This is a genomic window from Corynebacterium sp. KPL2895 (genome assembly GCF_040225815.1).
Lineage (GTDB): Bacteria > Actinomycetota > Actinomycetes > Mycobacteriales > Mycobacteriaceae > Corynebacterium > Corynebacterium rhinophilum.
In genome coordinates, this window is record NZ_JBEHFY010000015.1 from 1 (window position 1) to 25,113 (window position 25,113).

General features: G+C 58.3%; 20 protein-coding genes, 1 tRNA gene and 1 pseudogene. 8 read left to right on the forward strand and 14 right to left on the reverse strand.

Features of this window, described 5'->3' with window-relative positions; genetic code table 11:
- Positions 1-656 (reverse strand): annotated as a pseudogene (locus ABRP95_RS07725) (IS256 family transposase); the annotation flags it as partial.
- Positions 657-838: 182 nt separating this feature from the next.
- A tRNA-Gly gene (locus ABRP95_RS07730) sits at positions 839-912 on the reverse strand.
- A gap of 63 nt (positions 913-975) precedes the next feature.
- Between ABRP95_RS07730 and dcd the strand changes: the two genes are divergently transcribed.
- Positions 976-1,545, forward strand: a complete 570-nt coding sequence (gene dcd / locus ABRP95_RS07735; protein ID WP_284630788.1) for a dCTP deaminase — start codon at positions 976-978, stop codon at positions 1,543-1,545.
- 36 nt (positions 1,546-1,581) lie between these two features.
- Positions 1,582-2,904, forward strand: coding sequence for a UDP-glucose dehydrogenase family protein (locus ABRP95_RS07740; RefSeq protein ID WP_284783110.1), 1,323 nt, complete (start codon positions 1,582-1,584; stop codon positions 2,902-2,904).
- Here ABRP95_RS07740 and ABRP95_RS07745 read toward each other — a convergent pair.
- The 9 genes from ABRP95_RS07745 to ABRP95_RS07785 all read right to left on the reverse strand — a co-directional run bounded on the left by ABRP95_RS07745 (position 2,901) and on the right by ABRP95_RS07785 (position 15,224).
- A complete protein-coding gene (locus ABRP95_RS07745) occupies positions 2,901-4,061 on the reverse strand; it encodes a YibE/F family protein (RefSeq protein WP_410756195.1) in 1,161 nt (386 codons plus the stop codon). The genes ABRP95_RS07740 and ABRP95_RS07745 overlap by 4 nt on opposite strands.
- A 223-nt stretch (positions 4,062-4,284) precedes the next feature.
- The gene (locus ABRP95_RS07750) at positions 4,285-5,514 is read right to left on the reverse strand and encodes a pyridoxal phosphate-dependent aminotransferase (RefSeq protein ID WP_284850471.1); all 1,230 of its coding nucleotides are present in this window, start codon (positions 5,512-5,514) and stop codon (positions 4,285-4,287) included.
- A gap of 55 nt (positions 5,515-5,569) precedes the next feature.
- A complete protein-coding gene (locus ABRP95_RS07755; protein WP_284850472.1) occupies positions 5,570-6,220 on the reverse strand; it encodes a DUF1707 SHOCT-like domain-containing protein in 651 nt (216 codons plus the stop codon).
- A gap of 74 nt (positions 6,221-6,294) precedes the next feature.
- Positions 6,295-7,602: a cation:proton antiporter gene (locus tag ABRP95_RS07760; RefSeq protein WP_284796896.1), complete on the reverse strand. Its 1,308-nt coding sequence runs from the start codon at positions 7,600-7,602 to the stop codon at positions 6,295-6,297.
- 34 nt (positions 7,603-7,636) lie between these two features.
- Positions 7,637-10,504, reverse strand: coding sequence for a (Fe-S)-binding protein (locus ABRP95_RS07765; RefSeq protein WP_349839189.1), 2,868 nt, complete (start codon positions 10,502-10,504; stop codon positions 7,637-7,639).
- Between the two features lie 106 nt (positions 10,505-10,610).
- Positions 10,611-11,510, reverse strand: coding sequence for an oxygenase MpaB family protein (locus ABRP95_RS07770; RefSeq protein WP_284770401.1), 900 nt, complete (start codon positions 11,508-11,510; stop codon positions 10,611-10,613).
- Complete coding sequence (locus tag ABRP95_RS07775; protein WP_284770402.1) at positions 11,510-12,316, reverse strand: NAD(P)-binding protein; 807 nt, start codon at positions 12,314-12,316, stop codon at positions 11,510-11,512. The genes ABRP95_RS07770 and ABRP95_RS07775 overlap by 1 nt, the downstream gene beginning before the upstream one ends.
- Positions 12,317-12,482: 166 nt before the next feature.
- The gene (locus ABRP95_RS07780) at positions 12,483-14,069 is read right to left on the reverse strand and encodes a succinic semialdehyde dehydrogenase (protein ID WP_284770403.1); all 1,587 of its coding nucleotides are present in this window, start codon (positions 14,067-14,069) and stop codon (positions 12,483-12,485) included.
- A gap of 78 nt (positions 14,070-14,147) precedes the next feature.
- On the reverse strand, positions 14,148-15,224 hold the full coding sequence (locus ABRP95_RS07785; RefSeq protein ID WP_349837164.1) for an oxygenase MpaB family protein: 1,077 nt from the start codon (positions 15,222-15,224) through the stop codon (positions 14,148-14,150).
- 410 nt (positions 15,225-15,634) lie between these two features.
- Between ABRP95_RS07785 and ABRP95_RS07790 the strand changes: the two genes are divergently transcribed.
- From ABRP95_RS07790 to ABRP95_RS07800, 3 genes are all read left to right on the forward strand, one after another.
- On the forward strand, positions 15,635-16,213 hold the full coding sequence (locus ABRP95_RS07790; RefSeq protein ID WP_284770405.1) for a DUF6230 family protein: 579 nt from the start codon (positions 15,635-15,637) through the stop codon (positions 16,211-16,213).
- Entirely contained in the window at positions 16,203-16,970 is a 768-nt protein-coding gene (locus ABRP95_RS07795; protein ID WP_284853721.1) for a DUF6114 domain-containing protein, read from the forward strand. Before ABRP95_RS07790 ends, ABRP95_RS07795 begins: the two co-directional genes overlap by 11 nt.
- 98 nt (positions 16,971-17,068) lie before the next feature.
- The gene (locus ABRP95_RS07800) at positions 17,069-17,596 is read left to right on the forward strand and encodes a hypothetical protein (protein ID WP_284853720.1); all 528 of its coding nucleotides are present in this window, start codon (positions 17,069-17,071) and stop codon (positions 17,594-17,596) included.
- 18 nt (positions 17,597-17,614) lie between these two features.
- On the opposite strand, the gene ABRP95_RS07805 is transcribed toward ABRP95_RS07800, so the two are convergent.
- From ABRP95_RS07805 to ABRP95_RS07815, 3 genes are all read right to left on the reverse strand, one after another.
- Positions 17,615-19,579 (reverse strand): ABC transporter ATP-binding protein, encoded by a 1,965-nt coding sequence (locus ABRP95_RS07805; protein ID WP_284853719.1) that lies wholly within the window; start codon positions 19,577-19,579, stop codon positions 17,615-17,617.
- Positions 19,579-21,321: an ABC transporter ATP-binding protein gene (locus tag ABRP95_RS07810; protein ID WP_284783101.1), complete on the reverse strand. Its 1,743-nt coding sequence runs from the start codon at positions 21,319-21,321 to the stop codon at positions 19,579-19,581. Before ABRP95_RS07810 ends, ABRP95_RS07805 begins: the two co-directional genes overlap by 1 nt.
- A 126-nt stretch (positions 21,322-21,447) precedes the next feature.
- The gene (locus tag ABRP95_RS07815) at positions 21,448-21,864 is read right to left on the reverse strand and encodes a methylenetetrahydrofolate--tRNA-(uracil-5-)-methyltransferase (protein WP_349839190.1); all 417 of its coding nucleotides are present in this window, start codon (positions 21,862-21,864) and stop codon (positions 21,448-21,450) included.
- 172 nt (positions 21,865-22,036) lie between these two features.
- Here ABRP95_RS07815 and ABRP95_RS07820 point away from each other — a divergent pair, with 172 nt between their 5' ends.
- The 3 genes from ABRP95_RS07820 to ABRP95_RS07830 are packed head-to-tail and all read left to right on the forward strand — an operon-like array spanning position 22,037 to position 25,004.
- The gene (locus ABRP95_RS07820; protein WP_284770411.1) at positions 22,037-22,822 is read left to right on the forward strand and encodes a phosphoadenylyl-sulfate reductase; all 786 of its coding nucleotides are present in this window, start codon (positions 22,037-22,039) and stop codon (positions 22,820-22,822) included.
- Positions 22,822-23,721: a sulfate adenylyltransferase subunit CysD gene (cysD, locus tag ABRP95_RS07825; RefSeq protein ID WP_349839191.1), complete on the forward strand. Its 900-nt coding sequence runs from the start codon at positions 22,822-22,824 to the stop codon at positions 23,719-23,721. The genes ABRP95_RS07820 and cysD overlap by 1 nt, the downstream gene beginning before the upstream one ends.
- Positions 23,721-25,004: a sulfate adenylyltransferase subunit 1 gene (locus ABRP95_RS07830; RefSeq protein ID WP_349839192.1), complete on the forward strand. Its 1,284-nt coding sequence runs from the start codon at positions 23,721-23,723 to the stop codon at positions 25,002-25,004. Before cysD ends, ABRP95_RS07830 begins: the two co-directional genes overlap by 1 nt.
- The last annotated feature ends 109 nt before the right edge of the window (positions 25,005-25,113 follow it).

A 25,113-nucleotide genomic window follows, 5' to 3' on the forward strand; every position in this document is an offset into this window, starting at 1 on the left:
TGATTCATCGTTGGTGAACTGCACCCTGTTGCGGGTAGCTTTACGCAGTTCATTGTTGAATGATTCAATCGAATTCGCCGTCATAGATTACCTTTCTGACTGCTGGCGGGAACTGCAGAAACGGTACGAAACGCGCCCAAGCATCTCGCCAGACTTTGACTGAGCGTGGATACTTTTCTGCTAATTCAGAGGCTTCAAATTCGTCTAAAGCAACCTGTGCTGTGGTTTCATCCGCGGCGGTGTAGATCTTTTTCAACGCGGCCGATACGCCCCGGCGATCCCCGTAGGTGACCTGCCGGTTCGCGGCGCGAATCAGGTGCACGATGCAGGTTTGTACCATGGAATTCGGCCAGGTTGCCTCTAGAAGCCTCTGGTAGGCCTTTCAGCCCGTCACAGCAGACAATAAAGACGTCTTTGACCCCGCGGTTAGATAAGTTGGCGCACACGTGTGCCCAAAAGGAAGCACCTTCTTCTTTGGCAATCCACAATCCCAGGATGTGTTTGATGCCGTCGAGGTCCACCCCGATTGCCATGTACGCGGACTTGTTGACTACCCGGCCGCCATCGCGGACTTTAATGCGCAGCGCATCCAGGAAAATGACGGGGTAGAATTCGTCTCACTGGCGGTTGTGCCAGACCATGACCTCATCGCCGACGCAAGCTGCTACTCTGAATAGTCCTAAAAAATGTCCGCATCCCCTTTTGTCGTTTAGCCCAGGCGACCCACCCCTAGACCCAAAACACGAAAAACCGGCACCCCCAGAACAAAAACGACTAAGATGCCGGTTTGTCAACGATGTCGCGACTGACCTGTCAAGCATGTCGCGACTCATGACAATGGAGCCGACGACGGGAATCGAACCCGCGCCAGCAGCTTGGGAAGCTGCAGTTCTACCATTAAACTACGTCGGCACTGCGCTAAATGCGCTTTCCCTACTATACACCTTGGGCAGGCGATTGAGTAGAATCGGGTCCGTGCTTCTTTCAGATCGTGATATTCGTTCCGCCATTGATTCCGGAGAGCTGGGCATCGACCCCTTTGATAGTGAGCTTATCCAGCCTTCTTCCGTTGACGTGCGCTTGGATAAGTATTTCCGGGTATTCAATAACTCCCGCTATACGCACATTGACCCCAAGGCGGAGATGCCGGAGCTTACCACGTTGGTGGAAGTAGAAGAGGATCAATCCTTCATTCTCCACCCCGGCGAGTTTGTCCTTGGCGCCACGCTGGAGAAATTCACCCTCCCAGCTGACCTTGCCGGACGATTGGAAGGCAAGTCCTCGCTGGGACGGCTGGGGCTTTTAACCCACTCCACCGCGGGCTTTATCGATCCTGGCTTTTCCGGACACATCACCCTGGAACTTTCCAATACCGCAAACCTGCCCATTGCGCTGTGGCCGGGGATGAAGGTGGGGCAGCTGGCCATCTTTAAGATGACCTCGCCGGCGGAAAGCCCCTATGGCACGGGTGCATTGGGATCGAAGTACCAAGGTCAGCGCGGCCCAACGCCATCAAAGTCTTACCTGAACTTCCGCAGGGATTAATCTGGTATTTACATAAAATCTCTAGGATGAGGTTTTATGCGGATGACTGTTATTGGCACCGGTTACCTGGGTGCTACCCACGCCGCCTGCATGGCGGAATTGGGGCATGAAGTATTAGGCGTCGATGTAGACGAGGATAAAATCTCCGTCTTGCAATCGGGCAAGGTTCCCTTTTTTGAACCGGGGCTGCCGGAGGTGCTCGAGCGCAATATTGATGCTGGGCGCCTAGGGTTTAGCACGGATTATGACGAGGCCGCGCAATTCGCCAACGTGCACTTTCTCGGCGTGGGAACCCCGCAGCGCCGCGGTTCTTATGCGGCGGATATGACCTACGTTAAGGCCGTTATCACGGACTTGGTGCCTAAGCTGCGCGGGGAGCACGTCATCTTTGGTAAATCCACCGTTCCGGTAGGTACGGCGGCGGAACTACAAGAACTGGCGGATAGTTTGGCACCCGAGGGAACCCGCGTGGAAATCGCGTGGAATCCGGAATTTTTGCGCGAGGGTTATGCAGTGCACGACACCATCACCCCAGACCGCATCGTGTTTGGTACCCGTGAATCAGAATCGCGCGCGGAGGAGCTTGCCCGTGAGATCTACGCGCAGCCGTTAGCGCAGGATACGCCCTTCATCGTGACCGACTTGCAGACTGCAGAGTTAGTAAAAGTCTCAGCCAACGCTTTTTTAGCCACCAAGATTTCTTTCATCAATGCGGTCTCTGAGATTTGTGAGATCGCGGGTGCTGATGTGGTTGCGCTGGCGGATGCCATTGGCATAGACAAGCGCATCGGCCGCAAGTTCCTCGGCGCGGGCCTGGGCTTTGGCGGTGGTTGCCTGCCTAAGGATATTCGCGCCTTTATGGCGCGCGCCGGTGAGCTCGGCGCCGATCAAGCGCTGACCTTCCTGCGCGAGGTGGATGCGATTAATATGCGCCGACGCGACCGCATGGTGGATCTGTCTAAAGAAGCCTTCAATGGCTCGCTCTTGGGCCACCGCGTTACCGTGCTGGGCTGTGCTTTTAAGCCGAATTCGGATGATGTGCGCGATTCGCCGGCGCTCTCGGTTGCTGGGTCCTTGTCCTTGGCGGGTGCGGCTGTAACCGTCTATGACCCCGAGGGCATGGACAACGCCAAAAAGGTTTTCCCCACCTTGGACTATGCCGCCGATACGGAATCCGCCTTGCGGGAGGCGGAATTAGTCATCCTGGCCACCGAATGGCAGCAGTTTAAGGAGCTGGACCCGAACGAGGCCGGCGAGCTCGTGGATATTAAGCACATCATCGATGGCCGCAATGTGCTCGACGTTGCGGCTTGGTCCAACGCCGGTTGGAAGATTCAGGCGCTGGGTCGCACGCTTTAACGGCGGCGCGACGGAACCGTAAACGCGGCAATCAGCGTGGTAATCGGCACCGCGAGGGTCAGCGCCATGGCGCCGACGCCGGAGCGCAGGAGCTCGGTGGCGACGAGATCGCTGCTGAGGATTTGCCCCGCGGGGCGTTCGGCGGCGGTGATGAGCAGGAGTAGGGGCAATGCGGCGCCGGTATAGGTCAAAATGAGGGTATAGACCATCGAGGCAATGTGGTCGCGGCCGACCCGCATGGCGGATAAAAATAGCTCGAGCGGTGAGGCCGCGGGATCGGATTCGTGCAGCTCGGTGATGGTGGAGGCTTGGGCAATGGCGACATCGGCAAGGCTGCCCAACGCGCCTACGACGAAGCCACACAGCAGCACGCCCAGGATGGAAACGTTGGGCATATATAACAGCAGCTTGAGGTTGTCTTCGGAGCTATAGCCTTGCAGCTGCGAACTATCGATGGCCGCCCACGCAAGGAATGCGGCGATGGCGAGCGCAGTCAGGGAACCGCCCACCGCGGAGGCGGATTTCCAATTCACGCCGTGGACGAGGGGAACGGCAAGGAGAATGATGGCGGTACAGGCGGCAAGCGCCACCCATAGGGGATTGGTGCCCGCGATGAGCGCTGGGATGAGGAAGCTAAAGACGATGCCAAGGCTTAGCCCCAAGCCGATGATCGCGCGCACCCCATGCCAGGCCGCGAAAGCGATGATGACAATAGCGATGACCACTCCCCACAGAAGGAGGCTATTGCTGCGCTGATAATCGGCAAAGGCATACGAGACGGACCCGGTGGGATCGGTGGCCTTGGACAGCACGATATTATCGCCCGGCTGCAATTCTGGGTCGCCCGCGTTGCCGTAGGTGACCAATTGGGTCATCTTCCCCTCGTCCTCGCCGGAGGTGATCTTCACCAGCGCCCGGTCACAGTCCACCTCTTCCTTTTCCGGAATCAACGGCGGGGTATCGAAGGCCAGGCCGGTCTGCTCCGATTGGCACGCGGAATGGTCAGTCTTTTCCACTGTTGCCTCAACCTGCGGGTGGTTCAGCGCGTAGGTGGACTCGAACTCCTCCGAGGTGTGCTTCGAGGCGGCACTAGACGGCCAGAGGAAGACGAGGCTTATCAGCATGGCGATGAGCGCCGCGCCGATGGCGGTGGCCAGCCCAACGCGCCACGGGTGGCCGGATACCTTCTGCGCCAGCTGACGTGGATGTAGGCGTTCCAACGCCGACTGGCCTGGCGCGTGCCCGCTGGGCTCCGATCGACGCTGCGCTTGCCGATGCCGCGAAGCCGAGCCCGACGTGGAATTAGAAACCGAGGAATGCCGTCCCATACGGTGTATTGTGAACGATTATTACTGCAATTACCAATCGCCTGCTGGGGTGCTATTGGCGGTAGCTTACTAAGAAATTGCCCAAGCGTTCGATGGCGTTTTCTAATTGGGAGGCCCAGGGCAGCGTGACCACGCGGAAGTGATCCGGGTGCGGCCAGTTGAAGCCGGTGCCTTGGACCATGAGGATCTTTTCCGCCTTGAGGATGTCCAACATGAGCTTGGAATCATCGTGAATCTCATAGACATTGGGATCCAAACGCGGGAAGAGGTACAGCGCGCCCTTGGGCTTTACCGCGGAAACGCCCGGAATCTCATTGAGCTTGTCATAAGCGATATTGCGCTGGCGCAGCAATCGTCCCCCAGCCCCGGTGAGCTCGTAGATAGATTGGCGCCCGCCCAGTGCCACTTGGATGGCGTGTTGCGCGGGAACATTCGGGCACAGGCGGGTACCGGCCAACAATTCGAGTCCCTCAATGAGCCCGTGCGCATGATGCTTCGGACCCGTAATGACCATCCAGCCCGCGCGGTAGCCGCATACTCGGTAGGCCTTGGACAGGCCATTAAAGGTAAAGGTCAAGAGATCGGGGGCCAGCGAGGCGATGGAGATATGCTTCGCATCGTCATAAAGGATGCGGTCATAAATCTCATCGGCCAAGATGAGCAGGTTGTGCTCGCGCGCGATATCCACGATTTGTTGCAGGACCTCGCGCGAGTACACCGCACCGGTTGGGTTATTCGGGTTGATGACCACGATGGCCTTGGTCTTTTCGGTGACCTTGGATCTAATATCCTCGATAGACGGATTCCATTCATCTTCCTCATCGCATAGGTAGTGCACTGGTGTGCCACCGGCCAGCGAGGTTGCCGCCGTCCACAGCGGGTAATCGGGCGCTGGGATGAGGATCTCATCGCCGTTATTGAGCAGCGCCTGGGTGGTCATGGTGATAAGTTCTGATACGCCATTGCCTAAGAAGACATCGTTGATATCAAAATGCGGGAAATCTTCGAGCTCATAGCGCGTGACGATGGACCGCCGGGCCGAGGTAATGCCCTTAGAGGTGGAATAGCCCTGGGAGGTGGGCAGGGCGCTGATCATATCGCGCATGATGACATCGGGTGCATCGAAGCCAAAGACGGCGGGGTTGCCGGTATTGAGCTTGAGGATGGTGTGGCCGTCCAGCTCCATTCTCTCCGCTTCCGCTGAGACCTCACCGCGAATATCGTAAGCGATGCCCTTTAATTTTTCGGACTGGTCAAAGATGCGGGGTTTGGGAGAAGTCATGGCAATATTGTGCCATCTTTCACAGCGTTAAGAAATATTGCAGCGCGCCTCAGCGCTATTTATTATTCCACTTGTTGATTTGCTTCTTCGCCATTTCCATAGCCTGACCAGTAAGTTCACCGGCCTGTTGGCGGCGCTCGGCCCACTTTTTCTTTTCTAATTCTTTTTGGTGCGCCCGCTCGTGTGCCGTCAGCGCACGGATCTCGCGCTGCTGTTGGCGCTCAATCTGCCGCACCGAGGGGGCATGCCACGATTGCGGGCCCACCTTGGCCACGTACAAGAGGATCCACACGATGGGAATGAGCGCTGCGGCTACGGCGCCACCCGCCAGCAACCAGGGGCTATTCATGGTGGCGCTGAGCATGACAAGAGTAGGAGATGCCGCGATCAAAATGATCGAGCTGGTCAGGGCGGTAGCGATACGAGGCTTCTTCGCGGCATTAGCGGCGCGGTCCACATCGCCTTGGGAGTAGATCTTTACCTCTTGCGATCCGGTCGCAGGGATATCGCTGAAAATTGGTGCTAGGTCCTTGTGGGTAACGGCCTGCATGACGCTATCGGAGCGCTCCTCAAACTCGGTCATCGATAAGCGGCCTTCGCCCACTGCGCGGGCTAGATCCGTCAGGGCATCGTTGCGCTCTGAATCAGATAGACGCAGTGTCCGGTCATAGGGGGAGGGTCCGTAGCTATTAGTCACAGTCACCATAATAGACAAGCTGATTCAAAAAGAATATGCCCTGCCGCGGTGGCAGGGCATAGCTTCTAGTGCGGAGTAAAAGATTAGAGTTCTTGGGACTCTTCTTCCTTGTCGTCCTCGTTAGAATCCGATTTCTTCTTTGGGTCGGATTCATCAACCGTCTTGGAGTCTTTCCTTCCCACCAAGTTGGCCAGAAACGGGAAGATGGCAACGGTCAACGCGCCACCTGCAACGAAGATCGAGGCGGTTTCTTGCTTCATCAATTCGGAATTAACCGCCAGCGATGTCACAGCAACGATGATCGGCAGGCCGGTAGCCGTGTACAAACTGACCTGCAGGCGTTCGCGCACCGTTTCAATTTCGGAGCCGGTGTGACCCACATTCTCGCGCAGGAATACCGGCAGGCCGCGGGTAACGAGAATAAGCGCCGGGATGCCCAGTACCTTCCCCGGGTTATTAGCGATGGTATCCCAGTTAATCGTCATGCCAGAGACCACGAAGAAGACCGGGATGAGCATGGAGTGGAAGACCACATCGAGGCGGTGTTCTAGCCGGCGATGGAATTCATCCGGAATGATGCGGTTCAAGATGATGCCGGCGGCGAAGGCACCCAGCACGATGTCTAGCTCAAAGACCGCCGTGATGGCCATGAGGGTGGCAAGGATCAGGATGATAAGGCGCAAAATGGTCTGGTTGGTGGACCCTGCACCGGAGATAAACGCCGCTTTAACCCACGGAATCGTCGTGGCAATGGCAGCCGGCATGATGGCGACGGCCACGGCGATGCCGATGAACGCGAGCATAATTAGCAGCGTGGTCCACGTGGAGCGCGTGCTGAGCAGCAGGGCCATCGCGGTAATGGGGGCGACCTCACCAATAGCACCGTGAATCATGACCGATTTGCCCACTTTGGTCTCGAGCACGCGATCCTGTTTCAACATGGGCTGAAGTGTGCCCAGTGCCGTGGACGTTAGCGCCAGCGCCACCACGATGGCACCCGGGACATTATCGACCAAGAAGTACGCACCGACACCACAGGCCACGAGGCAGATAAGCCAGGTGGACAGCGCAGTTCCCGCTTCTTTGGTCTTGAGCGTAGAAATCTCGATTTCAAAACCGGCGAGCAAGAAGAGCGCACCGACACCCAGCTCTTTCAGCATGCTGATGCCGGCATCCTCATGCGCGACATCCAAAAGCGATGGGCCGATGACCATGCCAAAGATGATCAAAAGGGCAACGGCTGGCAGCCGATTGCCCAACATGAACGACACTATGGGCGCCAGTAGCGCCGCAAGCATGATCCAGGCAAAGGAAACGAGGCTAGTGGTGTTTTCCGTCGCACCTGCTGCCAGAACAAAAGTATCCGCAGCCCATCCCACATCTAATTGCATGAATCACAGCGTACGCACTCACCCCTGCACATGCCTACTCGGTATTCGCGTCCTTCGGCGGCTCCGGTGGCTTGGGGGCCTTGGGAGCCTCTGCGCTTTCCGATGACGCCGGTGGTGCCGGTGGTGCCGGCGGAGCGGGCGGCATGGCCGATGCCGGCGGAGCAGGAGGCGCGGGTGGTGCCGCTGCCTCGGGTTTCTTGTCGGCCTGCGGTGGCTTTGGCGCTGCTGGAGCCTGTGGCGCCTTGGCAGCTTGCGGAGCCTTTGGTGGCTGTGGAGCTGCAGGTGGTTGTGGCGTAGTTGGTGCTTGCGAAGCAGCGGGTGGCTGCGGGGCCTTAGGCGGCTGGGGTGCCGCGGGTGCCTTGGCATTAGGTGCAGCCGGCGGAGTCGGGGCACCTGGAGTTGCCGGAGCACTTGGTGCTGCTGGAGCGCTCGGAGCCGCCGGGGCGCTCGGTGCCGAAGGAGCACTCGGAGCGGCAGGGACCTTGGGAGCCTTTGGCGGCGTGGGAGCACCCGGTGGGGTTGGCGCGCTAGGCGCGGAGGGAGCACTCGGTGCGCTGGGTGCCGAAGGGGCCTTGGGGGCAGCCGGGGTAGAAGGAGCCTTTGGCGCGGATGGAGCCCCAGCATTGGGGGCCGCCGGTGCCGTCGGAGCAGAGGGTGTGGCTGGGGCAGAGGGCGCGCTTGGAGCCGCCGGTGCCGAAGGAGCAGAAGGCGCGGAGGGCGCGGCAGGTGGCGTAGTAGCGGTGGGGGTATTGGTGGAGGATGGGGCATCGGCAAGCGCGGGCGCCGTGGGGGATTCAGCGGCAGTGGTAGCTGAAGCCGCACGGTGGCGCACTGGGGTGCCCAAGAACGCCTTGGGGCGGGGTTCTGGAAGGGTGCCCTTGTCATCCAGGGAAATGGAATTGCGCAGCATGGTGGCCACGTCGTTGACCTGGGTGGTGGGGGTGGACTCGGCGGCCAAAGACTTCACACCGCCGGTCATCATGACATTGCAGAACGGGCACCCGGTGGCGATTTCCTCGGCGCCGGTCTCCAGTGCCTGCTCCGTGCGGAACCCATTGATGCGAGACCCCAGCTTTTCTTCCATGAACATGCGCGCGCCACCAGCGCCGCAGCAAAAGGCCTCATCGCGGGACTTGTCCATCTCGCGCAGCTCCACGCCCGTGGCCTCGAGAAGCTCGCGCGGGGGATCGAAGACCTTATTGTGGCGGCCCAAGAAGCACGGATCGTGGTAGGTGATGGGCTTGCGGTTTTCCGGGGTGCGCGGAACCGGCTGCAGCAGTTTCTCGCGCACCAGGCGGTTGAGCAGCTGCGTGTGGTGGAAGACATCGAAATGCCCGTCAAAGTCCGGGTACTCATTGCGGATGGTATTAAAGCAGTGCGGGCAGGTCGTGATGATTTTCCGCTGGCCTTCCGGCACGCCCTCGAAAGCGTTGTTGAGTGTTTCAACGTTTTGTTGCGCCATCATCTGGAACAAAAACTCGTTGCCGGCGCGGCGGGCGGGATCGCCGGTGCAGGTCTCACCAGTAGAAAGCACACCGAATTTCACGCCGGCGGTGTGGAGAAGATCCACGACGGCGCGGATGGTGCGGCGGCCATTGTCATCATAAGCGCCGGCGCAGCCTACCCAGAGAAGGTATTCCATATCGGAGAAGTCCGCGGCATCCTCGCCAATGATGGGGACCTCGATGCCATCGGCACGCGCCTCATCAATCCAGGCGCGGCGCTCGGAATTATTGCGGCCCCAGGGGTTGCCCTTGGTCTCCATGTTCTTAAATAGGCCGGTAAGCTCCGATGGGAAATCGGATTCTGCCAAAACCTTGAAGCGGCGCAGGTCTGCAATATGGTCAATGTGCTCGATATCGGTGGGGCACTGATCCACGCAGGCACCGCAGTTGGTGCAGGACCACAGGACGTCATCGTCAATGACGCCAGCCATCGAGAGCACATCGAGGCCCTCGTGCGGGTTGTAATTATCTAGCGCGCCTTGGCGCAAGTCCATCATGACCTTTTTGGGGCTCAGTGGCTTATCGGTATTCCAGGCCGGGCACAGCTCTTGGCAGCGGCCGCACTCGGTGCAGGCGGTTGAATCCAGCAGCATCTTCCAGCTGCCTGGGGTGATGTCTTCTTCCAGATCCGGGGTGGGCAGGGATTTGAGCGCCTTTTCCCCAGAGGTATTGCGCTGGAAAAAGATATTGAAAAAGGCCATGAAGCGGTGCCACATGACACCCCACTGGAACTTGCGGGAAATAAAGAAGATGAAAAGGAGCCCGGATAGCAGCTTGACCAAGGCGAAGAAGCTGACCAGTGCCGGGGATTCAGGCAGTGCCTTAGCTAAATGAATAGTCAAGAAGTCCGCGACTGCGGAACCTCCACCAAAAGCTGCGATTTTGGAGGCTTTGACCAAGAGCATGCTGAGGCCCTCGATGAAAACGATGGCCTCCACCCAGCGGGCCGCTGCCGTTTGGGAGTTGAAAAAGCGGCTGCCGCGCTCGGTATCGCCTAGTTTCAGGCGCACGCCGATGAGGAAGCAGATACCCAGCACCGTGCCGATGCCAAGTACTTCTTCCACAAAGTGATACACCGGCCAGGTGCTTAAGCCGGGCCACCCTTTATCCGGGGCGAAGGTTTGAATATAGGCCTCAAACCACACCAGGATGCCGAATAAAAAGCCCACCATGACCGCCCAGTGGGCAGCATTGACCAATGGTTTTCCCTTGAAGTGGGTGTGGCCGAAGACCTCTGCCAGCACGCGCCCGAGGCGTTTTACGGGGCTATTGGTGCGCTCTAGTTGGGTTGGCCCGCCCGCGCGGATGAACTTAATGAGCGCGCCTATGCGGGCGAAAAAGTATAGCCACACCGGAATCGATGTGGCTATAGCAATCCAACCGGACACGGTTGTCATTCGTGCTCCTTCACTACTGATGCTCCACGTTGTTATCTACCTTAAGGCCTCAAGGTGCAATCGTGGGAGTCAGTATTCAGTAACTATGAGTGAAGGGGTAAAGGCCTTAGTAGTGGAAACCGCCTTCAGCTTCCGCCTTCTCAAAGGCGCGGGTAGCAATAGGAACCATGCGTGCTTTACGCGGAAGGACGGAGAAGACGCCACGGACGGCGCGGGAGAAGATCTTGAGCTTGCGCTCATCCTTCTTGGTCCACTCCCAGCCAAGCTTGTTGCGCAGCTTGTCCGGAATCATGCCGATAGCAACCCACAACAGCAGGCGGGATGCGTAAGGTGCAATGGGCTTCCACAGCCAGTTGGGCACCTTGGGATCTGGGGTGTCGAGGGTGAGGCCGTTGATGATGCGGGAGCGCTCGATGGTTTCGCTGATATCGAGGGTATCGATCATGTTGTCCACGTACTCTTCAAACTCAGCGTACGTCTTTGGCGCATCGTCGGGCTCTGCAACCTCGTAGAAGGTGTACCAGGTACGGGTCTCCTGGAAGAGCTGCTCGCGCTCCTCTGGGGTCAAAGGATCCATGAAGTTGCCGGCCAGCTGGTACGGCATTGCAGCGAAGGTGGCGTGTGCCCAGTAGTAAACATCCGGGTTCAGCGGGTGGTAGCGGCTTCCATCTGGGTGGGTGCCCTTGATGTCCTTGTGGAAGTCACGAATCATGACGCCAACTTCTGGGCCTTCATAGATCGTGCGGATGATCGGGAAGGCGGAGCGAACCAAGCGTGCAACCTCGTTATCAAAAACGTTGGAGTGCTGCACCAGGGACCGGCTGACGTCACGCTGGGCAATCTGCAAAAGACCAGCAGACAGTGCGACGAATGCGGAGCGCCAGTCACCAAAGCGCTGCCACAGGATGGAATCTGGGCCCAGCTCAGGCAGGTTATCGGTATTGTTATCTGCGGTCTGGGTGTGCTTGTCGTTTACAGTGCTTTCAGGATTGCTCAGAGTAGTCATTATGCCTCCTTAAGGGCAGTAGCGGACTTTTGTTGATTCTGGCGTTCAGACGAGGAGGACTCAGGGGCATAGTTGGATGCTCGCTTGAAATCATGGGCCGGTGCATCGAACCCTGCGAGCACTTCGCGGATTCCGCGTACGGTACCGGGCTGAACCAACCACTTATCGTGCTTGACGGTTAGTTCTCCTGGTCCACGAATCTCGAGCTGGCGGACGTAACGACGGCAGTGATCGGCGCGGGCTTCGATGACAGCCAGTGGGCGACGTTTGAGGTAAGAGTCGCGCGGGGTGGGGCCGTCAACGAAGAGGGCATTAGGCAGCCCAAATACCTCTACACCGTGGTGGAGGTACATGTCATCGACGCTGGCCTTTGACCGTCCCGGAACGGAAATCCACGGGGATTCCTCACCGGTGGCGCGAATCAACACATCGAAAGCTTGGGTTTCCTGACCAGAATCACCGAGGTAGGAGATTTCCCATTTGCCTTCTGCACGGTCGAATTCGGCACCCGTAACGGCTGTGGAACCGCGGAACTCGGCGCCACTGGCAGCAACAGCCTCCTCAAGGTGGCGTACTACAGAAGCTGGCGAGCCATCAGTTTTGGTGAGGCGGAGGTACGGGGTACGGAAGTGGTACTTCCGGGAAACCTCGGTGGCTTCAGCGGAATTGAAGTGGCCGCCGATGTATGGTTCTTGTTCAAAAAGAACGGTGTCGAATCCAGAGAATGCGCATTCAGAAGCCGCGGCGCATCCGGCTACTCCGGCACCAACCACTGCGACAGTCGGTCGGCGGTATGGCTTGAACATACTGTTCCTTTCGAGTTTCACAGGGCGCTTACTGGCCGCTGTGTGTTGTGCAATTTATATTCCCAGAGGACACAATTCGTGAATATGTTGTGATAGTACACAGATACCCATTGAATGTGAAGTGAGTTACTGAATTTAAAAGGTGGCTGGTTATGCTGCGCAGTGCCTAGGGGAGGAAGCGCAAGGTTTTTCCTAAGCGCAACGCGGAGCTCAGCAGGGTGCCGTAGTACTTATTGGGAAGCCAACTTGGTCCGCGCATCGGCATGATCCTTTGCGAGGAGATATTCTTCGCTTCCGTATATTTGGTCAGCCCCTCGTGGCCATGGCGGCGGCCAACGCCAGACTCCTTGACGCCACCCAACGGGGTGGAAATTGAGGCCCACGTGGAGGCGTAGCCGTCATTGATGGTCACGCTGCCTGCATCGATTTTCTCAGCGATGCCTTGCGCGGTTTCGGGCTGGCCGAATACAGAGGAGTTCAGACCGTAGGGCAATTTATTCGCCTGCTCGATGGCCTCTTCGACATCGCGCACGCGTTGCACGTACACCACGGGGCCAAAGACCTCTTGCTCTGCAAGCTCGGTGCCTTCTGCCAAATCAGTGAGAACCGTGGGCTCAAAGTGGTAGGGGCCAATATCCGGGCGGGGCTTGCCGCCGGTAATAACGGTGGCACCCTTATCTACGGCATCGTCGACAAAGTGCTGCACCACATCTAGTTGGTTTTGGCCGATGAGTGAACCCATCGTGTAGTCCCAGTTCAAACCGGAACCAAGTTTGATGGATTCGGTTGCCCGGCGGAATGCGGTAATGAATTGATCGAAGATGGCATCGGGGACGTAGATGCGTTCAATCGACACGCACAGCTGGCCCGAATTGGAAAAGCAAGCGGTAGCGATGGTGTCAATATGCTTGTCGATGTCCGCATCCGGCGCGATGATCATCGGGTTCTTACCACCCAGTTCTGCGGAGTATCCGACGAGGCGCTCGCCTACGGTGGCGCCCAAAATCTTGCCGGTCTTGGTGGAACCGGTAAACATCAGGTAATCGCAGTGTTCGGAGATGGCTGAGCCAACGACTCGACCGGAGCCGGTAACGATCTGCAGCAAATCCTTCGGCAGTCCTGCTTCCTTCAAGAGGTAGAGGGAAATCAGGTTAGAAAACGGGGTGGATCCATCGGGCTTGGCCACAACGCCATTGCCGGCAAGCAGTGCCGCAACGGCATCGGAAATGCCCAATGCTAATGGATAGTTCCACGGGCTGATTTGCCCCACAACGCCCTTAGGAACTCGCTGCAAGTGCGTTTTGGTGATGAGCGGAAATGCGCCCGGCTGCTTCTGGGTGGCCAATAGCTTTGGCGCATTATTTGAGTAATAACGCGCGTTATTTAGTACGTCGAGTACCTCATCAAAGGCGGCCGTGCGGTCCTTGCCGGTTTCCAATTGGATGAAATCCGCAAGCAGCTCGCGGTGTTTAGCCACGAGGTGGTGGAAGCGCTTCATTACCTTTACGCGCTGTTTAACGTCGGTATCGGCCCAGGCCTTTTGGGCCTGACGCGAACGGCGGAAAGCTTCATCTACGTCTTCTTCGGAACCTACTCCAACCCAGCCTAATTCTTCTTCAAATAAGGGGGAGTGGACCGCTTTGCGTTCGCCTTTATCCAGCGAACCGGTGGAGTAGTTAGTGGTGAGATGTTGTAGCTCAGTTAGTAATTGCTGTGGCAAGGGCCGTTCTTGTAGACGGCGTGGTAAAGACATGTAATGCACGCTCCAGAAAGATCAATGAAAAGGTTCGTGAGCTAAAAAGCTCACGAACAATAAGGAAGCCGGTATGTTTTAGAACGGGCAGCCGGCTGCACGGCGTGCGGCTACTGCATCATCGGAATCCGGCTTGTCGGTAGATTCCGCGGTGGCAGCAGAGTCCTTAGCCTGGGTGGCGTTGTAGCCTTGGATCTTCTTCGGCTCCTTGTACTTGCCCTCGATCATCCCGTTCTTGATCATCAAGGAACGACCCGGCTCCATGTAGCGCTTATCCTCTGGGAGGTGGTCCATGATGAAGCGAACGGACTTGGCGATGCGGTCGAAGCGCTTTTGGTCGCGCTTGGTCCACTTCAGCTCCAAGATGTCGCGGTACTTCTGCGGCAGGGTAGCCACAGTCAACCAGATAGCGCTGCGCATAATGGGCTTCCAGATAACCTTCCATACGGCCTCTGGAACGCCTTCCGGAGCCTTGACCGGCTCTACGCGTGCGGTGCGCAGTGCGAAGTCAACGGTCTGGTTGCGCTCAAGCACGGTGTCTGCCATCTCATCCATGTACTTGATCAAGTCATCGTAGTTATCAATGACCGGGCGCTCAGACATGCCGTACTTATCCCACCAAGTCACGCCCTCGCGAACGATTTGGTCGCGCTCTTCCTTGGTGAACGGGGTACCGAAGAGCTCTTGGGCGTAGATAACGCGGTAGACGAAGGTAGCGTGTGCCCAGTAGTAAGTCTCTGGGTTCAAGGAGTGGTAACGCTCGCCATTTTGCAGCGTGCCCTTAATAGTGACGTGGTAGTCGCGGATGCGCTCGCCGATGTCCCCATCATCGTAGATGGACTCAATAATCTGCGGCGTAGAGCGCTGCAGGCGGGCGAAAGGTTCGTCGAAGAACTTCGAGTGGTCCAAAAGGGACTGACCAATCGCGGGGTGCATATTCTGCAAAATGCCGGTGTAGCCACGCAGCAGCTGCAGGCGGTTATCCGAGCCCCACTTCCACAACAGGGAATCCGGGCCCAAAGGAGCGCGGCGCAGTTCGCGCTTTTCTTCCTTCTTATCCTGAGCGTTTACTTCTTCTGCACCGGACTGAGGGGAATCAATGTGGGTATTTTCTTCGTTTGCCTGTGTATTTTCGGGTTTCAGTGAGTTGGACAATTCGACCCTCCTTAGTCGATAAAATCTGTTGGTTGTGTAGCGTAACACACACCGGTGCACACCTATTACATGGCGCACAAATTTGGGGGTGCAACTTTGTACGCTGCAGGTTTAGTGGGGGATTGGAAGTTGACAACGGCAGGGGGTGCGATAGTCTTCATTAAACATATGATCTGGACTACACCGTTGCGGGCGTATTTAATTGCACCCCTTTTTGTGTGATGTGTCTCAGGTAGTGTTAACGTGTGTTCAAGCTCATTTAATCAGTGGATTGCGTAGGTCTATTACTCATCCTCGGCCTGTAAATCTCTGGCCGCGGTAAAGAGTGGGCTGAAAATTCACCGTAGACGGGGGATGCCGCTAAAACAGGCAGGGACCCCGCCTTTTCAATTCCACAGAAAGGTTCCTTCATGGGCAGGATTAGTATTCCAAAGTTTGCAACCGCACTGACTGCCGGGCTTGCAGCTTTTGGTGTAACAGGTTTTGCGGTAGCCCAAGGCGGCTTGACCGCCAATATCGCACTTTCAGGAACCTTCTTTAAGGTGAACATGAGCCACCTGGAGGGCGAAGGATTGTCGATCTTTGTTGATAGGGACAAGATGGGAGAAGAAACCATCCCCGCCGCGCGCTTGAAGTTTGAGCACGCCGTGGCTTCCAACTTGTGCCTGTCCGCCAACCTTCCTGATGTCCCAGGGATTGGCGAGACCACCTTCGCCCTCCGTGCGAATGGTGATGACAGTGTGGAGGTAGAGAACCTCTTGGTTGGTGCTACCGACATTAAGGGTCAGCTGGATCTGACGAACGCCAACGTGGGTATTGATGCTAGCCAGGTCAATGACAGGGCAGATCCAGGTTCGTGGGGATTGTACGCGCAGAAGGTGACCCTGAGCGCGGATGATATTCGCACGACCTCGGTGGGAGCAGAAAGGCTCGCTGCCTCTGGTGTGAATGTGACGGTGAAGAGGGGAAGCAACAACAATGGCTGCTAAGTCTTCTGATGATGAGACTTTGCGCATGCCTGCGGTGACCGAATCCGGTACCGATAACGGCGAAGCTGCACGCAGCGCCCAAGATTCCTCCCAAGAGCTGGCCGGAAATACCGCTGGCGAGGCCGCAGCTGGCGCAGATCACACTAGTGCTGCGGAGACGAAGGCCGACGGCACCGCTGAAGCTAGTGCTGAAGCAACGGCCGCGGCGGAAAGCGATGGAGACAACACATCGCAGTCGGTAGCGGATGCGGTAAAAAGTGCTAATGAACCGCAGGATTCCGCAGCGAATAACAAAAATGACAAAGCCGTCACCCGAGTGGCCCCTAAAGAAAGCTGGTGGCAGCGGTTTAAACACTGGCGCAAGCGTCGTCCGTTCGCGGGAGGCTTGTTGCTTATCTTGTCCGGCATCGCCATCGCAGCGCCGGCTTATATTACTGTGCGCATTTCTGATCTGTTGGTCATGATTTCCACGGTGTCTGGCGTTTCGACGCTCCTTATTGGTGCGGCACTTATCATGTTCGGCTTTGGATCTTGGTTTCGGCAGGAGACGTCGTCTTACCTGGGCGTTTTAGCCATCTTGGTAGCAATCATCGCGCTTCCCACCACAAATCTGGGTGGCTTCGTAATAGGCAGCCTTTTGGGCATTATCGGTGGTGCGCTCGCATTTGCCTGGCAGCCACAGGATCGCCAGAAGTCCCCTAAGAAGCACAAGAAGAAGAAAAAGTCCCAGGCCAAAGAACTGGCGGTTTCAGCATGAAGCTATTCAGGCTGAGCTCACTACCGCGTCGTCGCTCTGCTCGTGTGGTAAAAGGTAGTGCGCTTGCAGTGCTCTGCGCTTTTACAGCGGTGTGTGCGGTGAACCAACCTGAGGAAACCCGTGCGCAGGAAGGCTTGGCCTTAGCGCAATCTGAACTCAGCACGGTGACTGCTGATAATGTCACCCTGACTGGGAACGTAAGCGCCTCGCTTATCACTGTGCCTACCGCACAGGGTGAGCAACGAGCGCTGAAACTCGTAGGTGATAAGTTGGCCGCGCGAAACCTGGCGTTGACCCTGCCCGCGGCTTTGGGGCAAGGCAAGCTAACCACTGGTGACGTGGAAACCACCGTCACGGACGGGCCGGTCACCGTCCTGACCACTGGACTGCAGACAACGCCCGCGGTGGTGGATCACCCCACCATCCCGGTAAACGTCGATTTATCCAACGGCGATCTCAACGCGGTGCTTGATCAATTGGGCGTTCCCGACCCGCACGTGGTGCCCGATGCTCCTATCCCGAACGTGCTGATGGAGCACATTTCGCTGCAAGATGTCACCATGGAGCTGGTCAACCTGCAGGGCGCTAATTTGCACGCCCCGCAGGTCCAGCTCAACGTGCAGTAACCACGCTGCAGCTTCCCTTTAAGCCTTATTGAACTGCGATTGGTGCAGGCGCCAATAGGCGCCTTGGGCGCTCAGTAGTTCTTCGTGCGAGCCTTGCTCGACGATGTTCCCGTTTTCCATTACCAAGATCAGGTCAGCATCCCGGATGGTGGACAAGCGGTGGGCGATGACGAAGGAGGTGCGCTCAGCACGCAGGGCATTCATGGCGTCTTGGACGAGTACCTCGGTGCGGGTATCCACGGACGAGGTGGCCTCATCCAAGATGAGCAATGCGGGCTGGGCCAAAAAGGCGCGGGCGATGGTAATCAGCTGGCGCTCACCGGCGGAGATGGCGCCGCCATCTTGGTCGATGCCGGTATCATAACCCTCCGGCAGGGAGTGCACGAAGCGATCCACGTAGGTGGCTTTGGCCGCGGCGATGACCTCATCGTCCGTGGCATCGAGCCGGCCGTAGCGGATATTGTCCATGATGGTGCCCTCAAAGAGGACGGCATCTTGTAGCACCATGCCCACTTGGGAGCGCAGGGCGGTGCGGGGCATGTGGGCGGTATCGTGGCCATCGATAAGAATGCGCCCAGAATCGATGTCATAAAAGCGCATGAGCAGGTTGACCATTGTGGTTTTACCGGCGCCGGTGGGGCCGACGATCGCCGCGGTTTGTCCCGGTTCCACGCGCAGGTTGAGCCCGGTAATAAGTTCCTTCTCCGGCGAATAGGAAAAGTCAACGTCCTGGAACTCCACGCGGCCGCGGGCGCGGCCGGTTAGCTCATCGCTGGTGTTCTCCAACGATTGTTCTTCTGCATCGAGGAACTCGAAGACGCGCTCGGCAGAGGCCACGCCGGATTGCACCTGCTGCATCATGCCGCCCAATTGGCCCAGCGGCTGGTTAAATTCGCGGGAGTACTGGATAAAGGCGGTGGCCTGGCCCAGGGTCATCTGCCCGTTGGCCACGCGCAGGCCGCCGAGGACGGCGATGGCCACATAAGACAAGTAAGAGACGAACTGCATGATGGGCATCATGATGCCGGAGAGGAATTGCGCCAGCGCGGAGGAGCGGAAGAGTTCGTCATTGCGCTCATCAAATTGGCGCGTCATATCCTCCGTGCGGCCAAAGACGATGCCCAGATCGTGGCCGGAGAAGGACTCTTCTACCTGACCATTGAGCTGGCCGGTAGCGCGCCACTGTGTTTTGAATTGGCGCTGCGAGCGCCCGCCAATGACCCCGATGATCAGCGCGGTCAGCGGCAGCGCCAAGAGTGCCACCAGGGCAAGCTGCCAAGAGATGCTAAACATCATCACGGTGATGCCCAGGATCATCAGGATATTATAAAACAGCTGGGAAAGCGCCTGTTGGAGGGCCTGTTGCACATTGTCGATGTCATTGGTGGTGCGCGAGAGGATATCGCCGCGCTGGTGGGAGTCGAAGTAATTTAATGGCAGCGCGTGCACCTTGGCCTCCACGCGCTGGCGCAGCTCGTAGACCGTGTCGACGGTCAGGCGGTTTAAGATGAGCCCTTGCCAGAGCTCGAAGGCGGCAGAGACGATGTACATCGCGATCACCGCGATGATAAGCGTGCCCAAGCGGGTAAAGTCGATGCCCTCGCCGGGAGTGAAGTCCATGCCGGAGGCCATATCGGCCACCTGATCCTGGCCCTGGGCGCGCATGCCGTCGATGGCTTGCTGCGCCGAGATACCAGATGGCAGCTCGCGGGAGATAACGCCGGAGAAGATGACGTCCATGGCATCGCCCAAGACCTTGGGCGCGAAGACCGCGAGGAAGACGCAGACTATGTTCATCGCCGCCACTACCGCCAGCATGCGCTTATAGGGCATGAGAAGCAGCAACAAGCGCTTGGCAGAAGGCCAGAAATTCTTGGCTTGGCGGGGTGCGGACCCGGACCATTCATCGGCGGCGACCTTAGCCTCAAGCTCCTGGAGCTCGGCGTCCTCAGCGGAGGAGTTGTGTGTGGTGTCCTTGGCCATTAGTGCTCTCCTCCAGCTACTCCGGCGGTTTCTTGGGATTCAACGATTTCCTGGTACACGCCCGAGGATTTCAGTAACTCAGTGTGGGTGCCGCGGGCGACAATCCGTCCTTTATCGATGACCAAAATCTGATCGGCATCCTGGATGGAGGCCACGCGCTGGGCGACGATGATGGTGGTGACGTCCTCGCCGCGCTCGGCAAAAGACTTGTGCATGGCGGCGCGCACGTTGGCATCCGTAACCACATCCAGCGCGGAGAAAGAATCATCGAAGAGATAAATGCGCGGCTGGGCTACGAGCATGCGGGCGATGGATAGGCGCTGGCGCTGCCCGCCCGATACATTGGTACCGCCTTGCGCGATGGGCATGTCCAAGTCATCGACGAAGTCCGCCTGCGCCACGCGAAGCGCCTCCCATAATTCATCATCGGTGGCCTCGGGGCGGCCCAACCGCAGATTGGAGGCCACCGTGCCACTAAAGAGGTAGGCCTTTTGCGGCACGAGCGAAACACGGCTGACGATGTCCGGGCGGGAGAGGGAGGTTGTGGGGGTGGCATCGATAAGCACCTCGCCCTCGCTTGGGACGTACAGGCGCGGGATGAGGGAAAGCAGCGTAGTCTTGCCCGCGCCGGTAGAACCGATGATCGCGGTGGTGGTGCCGGGAGTGGCGGTAAAGGAAATATCCTCTAGCACTGGGGCATCCGCCCCGGCATAGGAGAAGCTGACATTGCGAAATTCCACCGTGCCGGAATTGGTCGCCGGGGTGACGGTATCTTTCGGCGGGGTAATGGACGGCTCGTGGCTTAAGACGCCGGTGATGCGGCGGGCGCACACGAGGGCGCGCGGAAGCATCATCGCCATAAACGTGCCCATCATGACCGCGGCGAGGATTTGCAGCAGGTACTGCAGGAAAGCGGTGAGCCCGCCGACATCGACAAGCCCGGCATCCACGCGCTGGCCACCAAACCACAGCACTGCGCCCGTGGCCACGTTCAAGATGACGGTGATAATCGGGAACATGAGGACAAAAAGCTGGCCAATTTTCAGCGAAAGCTGGGTAATGTCCTTATTGGCCTTGGTAAAACGCTCAGTTTCATAAGCCTCGCGCACAAAGGCGCGCACGACGCGGATGCCGGTGATTTGCTCGCGCAAGGTGCCGTTGATGGTGTCCAATTTGTCCTGCATAGAACGAAAAAGCGGCATAAGCCGCGCGATGAGGACGGAGATGGTGCCGAGCAACACCGCGACAGAAACCCAGACCAACCAGGACAGTCCGGCGTCCTCGCGGATGGCCATGATGATGCCGCCTATGGACATAATGGGTGCTGTGACCATGAAGTTCAGCATCATCATGTAGACCATCTGCACCTGCTGCACGTCATTGGTGCCGCGGGTAATAAGCGTGGGCGTGCCGAACTTGCTCATATCTTCTGCGGAGAAGCTGGTGACCTTGCGGAAGACCTCGCTGCGCAAATCCCAGCCCACGCCCATGGCGGTGCGGCTGCCGAACCACACCGCGCCGATGGCGGTAATGACCTGGACAAAGGCTACGATGAGCATGATTCCGCCGGTGCGCCAGATATAGTCGATATCGCCCTTGGACACGCCTTCATCAATGATCTTGGCGTTCAAGGAGGGCAGATACAGGGTCGCTGCGGTGGACAGCGCCTGCAGGATAAGTACCGCTATGACGTAGAGCGTATAAGGCGCCGAGCGGGTGAAGAGGATTCGGACTAGATCCATAAACCTGCGCTTCTTTCGGGGTTGATAGGGGGGTTAGCCGCGCAAGTATATCTGGTTAGCGCACGCGGGGCGAACGATATTTATTTTTGGTACCTGCCCGTTCGGTACCTGCCCGCAAGGCCGAATCTAGACCAAGACGTGTGCCAGCTGTGCCTGAGCGATGACGCTGGTCCAGTCCTCAAAATCCGTGATTGGCGTGCAGAGTCCCTCCCACGTGGTGACGGGAATGCCGCGGGCTTTTAATTCCATGACGATGAGCTCGCGGTCACCGTGGGCGGCCAACTGGTGGACCTCGTTATGGTTGATATCGCCGTCTACTCCCACGCGTACGTTTCCCAGTAGGCGCAGCCGCGGAGTAGTACCCGGTGCGCACTCGTGCGGCACAGCCTCCTCGAGCACCCCGGCAAGCCCCGCGAACCGGCGAAGTAGACCGAACGGTGCAGTTTTTTCTGAGATGAGGTCTACGCACATACCGGCGCTCAGAAGTCTTTCCGCGGTGGATAAGGCGGCAGGGCCTTCTCCAATGATGGCAACACGCTGCATAAAAGTTCCTCCTCGGGCAAATCCGGTAGGCCCGCTATAGACTACATTGTCTAAAAATCTAGTCAGCTTGGTTCAGAAATAAAACATTTTATTCTTCCCTTTGGCCAAGCTCAGCGCCGTTTCCGGAAAAACGTGCTGCGTCAGGTGCCAGGGTTGCCTAGTGTGTGAGCTCATGAACCCAACGACGAACCTGCTGGATGGCGGAAAGCCCTTCCGCGATCCCCACATCTCGCCCGAAGGCACGCGCGATACCGCGCCTCTTTCCACCGAGGTGGCCGCGCGCAATGAACAGCTAGTGGACAAATGGGCGGATAAGCTCGCCTACGAATCCGCAGAAAACATCACCGAGTGGGCCGCCGAGCACGCCCCTGGCCGGCTTGCGGTCACCATGTCCATGGAAAATACCGTGTTGGCAGAGCTCTCCCACCGCGCCGGGCTCGCAGCGGATCTCCTCTTCATTGATACCGGATGGCACTTTCCAGAAACCCTCCAAGTGGCCGAAGAGGTGGATAAGCGCTACCCGGATCTCCCCCTTGTTCGCGTACTGCCGCTGCTGAGCCCCGAAGAGCAAGATGAGGTGTACGGCCCGCGCCTGTACGCGCGCGATACTGCCGCGTATAACCGCATGCGCAAGGTGGAGCCACTGAATATGGCCATGGACCCTTATGCCGGATGGGTCACGGGCCTGCGCCGGGCCGATTCCGAGCACCGCGCCCACGCCCCGGCGCTCAGCCTGGACCGCACTGGGCGGTTAAAGATTTCGCCGATTATCACTTGGAACTTGGACGATACCGATCAGTACATCGCAGATAATGACCTCATCATCCACCCGCTGACCCTGCAGGGATACCGGTCCATCGGCGATGCGCCGTTGACCTTCCCGGTCGGCGACGGTGAGGACGCCCGCTCCGGGCGAGTATTTGGAGATGGCAAGACAGAATGCGGGTTACACGAATAATGAGCACACTTTCCCCACACTTACAAGACCTAGAAAATGAATCCATCCACATCCTGCGCGAGGTGGCCGGGCAATTCGATAAGGTAGGCCTCCTCTTTTCCGGCGGCAAGGACTCCGTTGTCGTCTTCGAGCTGGCCCGCCGCGCCTTCGCCCCGGCCACGGTGCCTTTTGAATTGCTCCACGTGGATACCGGCCATAACTTCCCCGAGGTCATCAAATTCCGCGATGACCTGGTTGCGGAATCCGGCGCCCGCCTCCACGTCGCCCACGTCCAAGACTGGATCGATAGTGGCGAGCTGCAGGAACGGCCCGATGGAACGCGCAACCCGCTGCAGTCGGTGCCGCTGGTAGAGACCATCGCCAAGCGCGAGTACGACGCCGTGCTGGGCGGGGCCCGCCGCGATGAGGAGCGCGCCCGCGCCAAGGAACGCATCTTTTCCATCCGCGATTCCTTCGGCGGGTGGGACCCTCGCCGCCAGCGTCCCGAGCTGTGGGATCTGTACAACGGCGGCAAGATGGCCGGCGAAAACGTGCGCGTCTTTCCCATCTCCAACTGGACCGAATCCGATATTTGGGAATACATCGGCGCGCGCGGGCTCGAGCTGCCGCCCATTTATTATTCGCACCAGCGCGAGGTCTTCAACCGCGGCGGCATGTGGCTTTCGCCAGGTGAATGGGGCGGGCCGAAAGACGATGAGCAGCTAGAGACCCGCACCGTGCGCTACCGCACCGTCGGTGATATGTCCTGCACCGGTGCCGTCGACTCCACCGCCTCCAGCCCCGATGAGGTGCTCGCGGAAATCTCCATTTCCACCCTGTCTGAGCGCGGTGCCACCCGCGCCGATGACAAACTTTCCGAATCCGCCATGGAAGACCGCAAGAAGGAAGGCTACTTCTGATGACGACTACCCTCGCGCCAAATGTCGGCACCCTCAAACAGCGTGATACCCTGCGCTTATGCACCGCCGGCTCCGTTGATGACGGCAAATCCACCTTCGTCGGCCGGCTGCTCTATGACACCAAGTCCGTGCTCGCGGACCAAGTCGAGTCCATGGAGCGTTCCTCCTCCGATCGCGGTTTCGATGGCATGGATCTTTCCCTGCTTGTTGATGGCCTGCGCGCCGAGCGCGAGCAAGGTATTACCATCGACGTGGCCTACCGCTACTTTGCCACCGATAAGCGCACCTTCATCCTCGCCGATACCCCAGGCCACGTGCAGTATACCCGCAATACGGTCACCGGCATGTCCACCTCGCAGGTGGTGGTGCTGCTTATCGATGCCCGCCACGGCGTCGTCGAACAAACCCGCCGCCACCTCAACGTGGCCGCGCTCCTGGGCGTGCGCCACGTCGTCCTAGCCGTCAATAAGATCGACCTCGTGGACTATGACGAGCAGGTCTTCCGCGATATCGAGGCCGAATTCCATAAGATTGCCCAGCGCCTAGACATTACCGATACCACCGTCGTGCCCATTTCCGCGCTCAAGGGCGATAACGTGGTCGAGCGCTCTACAACCATGGATTGGTACACCGGCCCCACCGTCCTTGAGGTGCTCGAGACCATCCCCGTCGCCACCGGACGCGCCGATGAGCTGGACTTTCGCTTTCCCATCCAGTACGTAATCCGCGAGCACGCCACCGATTACCGTGGCTACGCCGGCCGCGTGAAGGCCGGGGCCATCTCCGTGGGCGAAACGGTACACCTGCCCGAAGGCCGCACCAGCACCGTCACCCAGATCGATACCGCCGACGGGCCAGCTTCCTCGGCCGCTGCCGGTGATTCGGTGACGCTACTGCTTGCCGATGACGTCGATCTCACCCGCGGCGATCTCCTCGCCGGCGCCCAGCGTCCCCCGGCCACCCGGGAATTCGATGCCACGGTGGTAGGCCTTACCGAAAAAGACCTAAAACCTGGTCAGATGCTCAAGCTGCGCTATGGTTCCTCCCTGGTCAAGGCCCGCATTGCTGCTCTTTCCCACACCTTGGATCTCGATGGCGTATCTGACGTTGATGATCCTGAGGCCGTTGTTATGAACGATATCGCCCATATCACCATCCAGACCCAGGCCGAACTGCCCGTGGAGGATTACGCCGCCCGCGGCGCCGTGGGAAATTTCCTGCTCATTGATCAATCCTCCGGCAATACCCTGGCCGCCGGCTTCGTAGGCCACCGCTTGCGCTAAGGCTCGTGCACCAAGCGCACAAACGTCTACAGCAACCGAGAAGCACGCGGTAGCTGTAGACATTTGTGGTGCGCACTTCATGAGAGCCAGCGCTGAAAGGCAGAAGCCC

What these genes read in the sequence shown, in the direction of transcription:
- ABRP95_RS07740 (WP_284783110.1), top strand. Translation starts at nt 1,582, where the DNA reads ATGCGGATGACTGTTATTGGCACCGGTTACCTGGGTGCTACCCACGCC.
- ABRP95_RS07750 (WP_284850471.1), bottom strand. Translation starts at nt 5,514, where the DNA reads ATGACTTCTCCCAAACCCCGCATCTTTGACCAGTCCGAAAAATTAAAG.
- ABRP95_RS07755 (WP_284850472.1), bottom strand. Translation starts at nt 6,220, where the DNA reads ATGGTGACTGTGACTAATAGCTACGGACCCTCCCCCTATGACCGGACA.
- ABRP95_RS07760 (WP_284796896.1), bottom strand. Translation starts at nt 7,602, where the DNA reads ATGCAATTAGATGTGGGATGGGCTGCGGATACTTTTGTTCTGGCAGCA.
- ABRP95_RS07765 (WP_349839189.1), bottom strand. Translation starts at nt 10,504, where the DNA reads ATGACAACCGTGTCCGGTTGGATTGCTATAGCCACATCGATTCCGGTG.
- ABRP95_RS07770 (WP_284770401.1), bottom strand. Translation starts at nt 11,510, where the DNA reads ATGACTACTCTGAGCAATCCTGAAAGCACTGTAAACGACAAGCACACC.
- ABRP95_RS07775 (WP_284770402.1), bottom strand. Translation starts at nt 12,316, where the DNA reads ATGTTCAAGCCATACCGCCGACCGACTGTCGCAGTGGTTGGTGCCGGA.
- ABRP95_RS07780 (WP_284770403.1), bottom strand. Translation starts at nt 14,069, where the DNA reads ATGTCTTTACCACGCCGTCTACAAGAACGGCCCTTGCCACAGCAATTA.
- ABRP95_RS07790 (WP_284770405.1), top strand. Translation starts at nt 15,635, where the DNA reads ATGGGCAGGATTAGTATTCCAAAGTTTGCAACCGCACTGACTGCCGGG.
- ABRP95_RS07795 (WP_284853721.1), top strand. Translation starts at nt 16,203, where the DNA reads ATGGCTGCTAAGTCTTCTGATGATGAGACTTTGCGCATGCCTGCGGTG.
- ABRP95_RS07805 (WP_284853719.1), bottom strand. Translation starts at nt 19,579, where the DNA reads ATGGCCAAGGACACCACACACAACTCCTCCGCTGAGGACGCCGAGCTC.
- ABRP95_RS07810 (WP_284783101.1), bottom strand. Translation starts at nt 21,321, where the DNA reads ATGGATCTAGTCCGAATCCTCTTCACCCGCTCGGCGCCTTATACGCTC.
- ABRP95_RS07815 (WP_349839190.1), bottom strand. Translation starts at nt 21,864, where the DNA reads ATGCAGCGTGTTGCCATCATTGGAGAAGGCCCTGCCGCCTTATCCACC.
- ABRP95_RS07820 (WP_284770411.1), top strand. Translation starts at nt 22,037, where the DNA reads ATGAACCCAACGACGAACCTGCTGGATGGCGGAAAGCCCTTCCGCGAT.
- cysD (WP_349839191.1), top strand. Translation starts at nt 22,822, where the DNA reads ATGAGCACACTTTCCCCACACTTACAAGACCTAGAAAATGAATCCATC.
- ABRP95_RS07830 (WP_349839192.1), top strand. Translation starts at nt 23,721, where the DNA reads ATGACGACTACCCTCGCGCCAAATGTCGGCACCCTCAAACAGCGTGAT.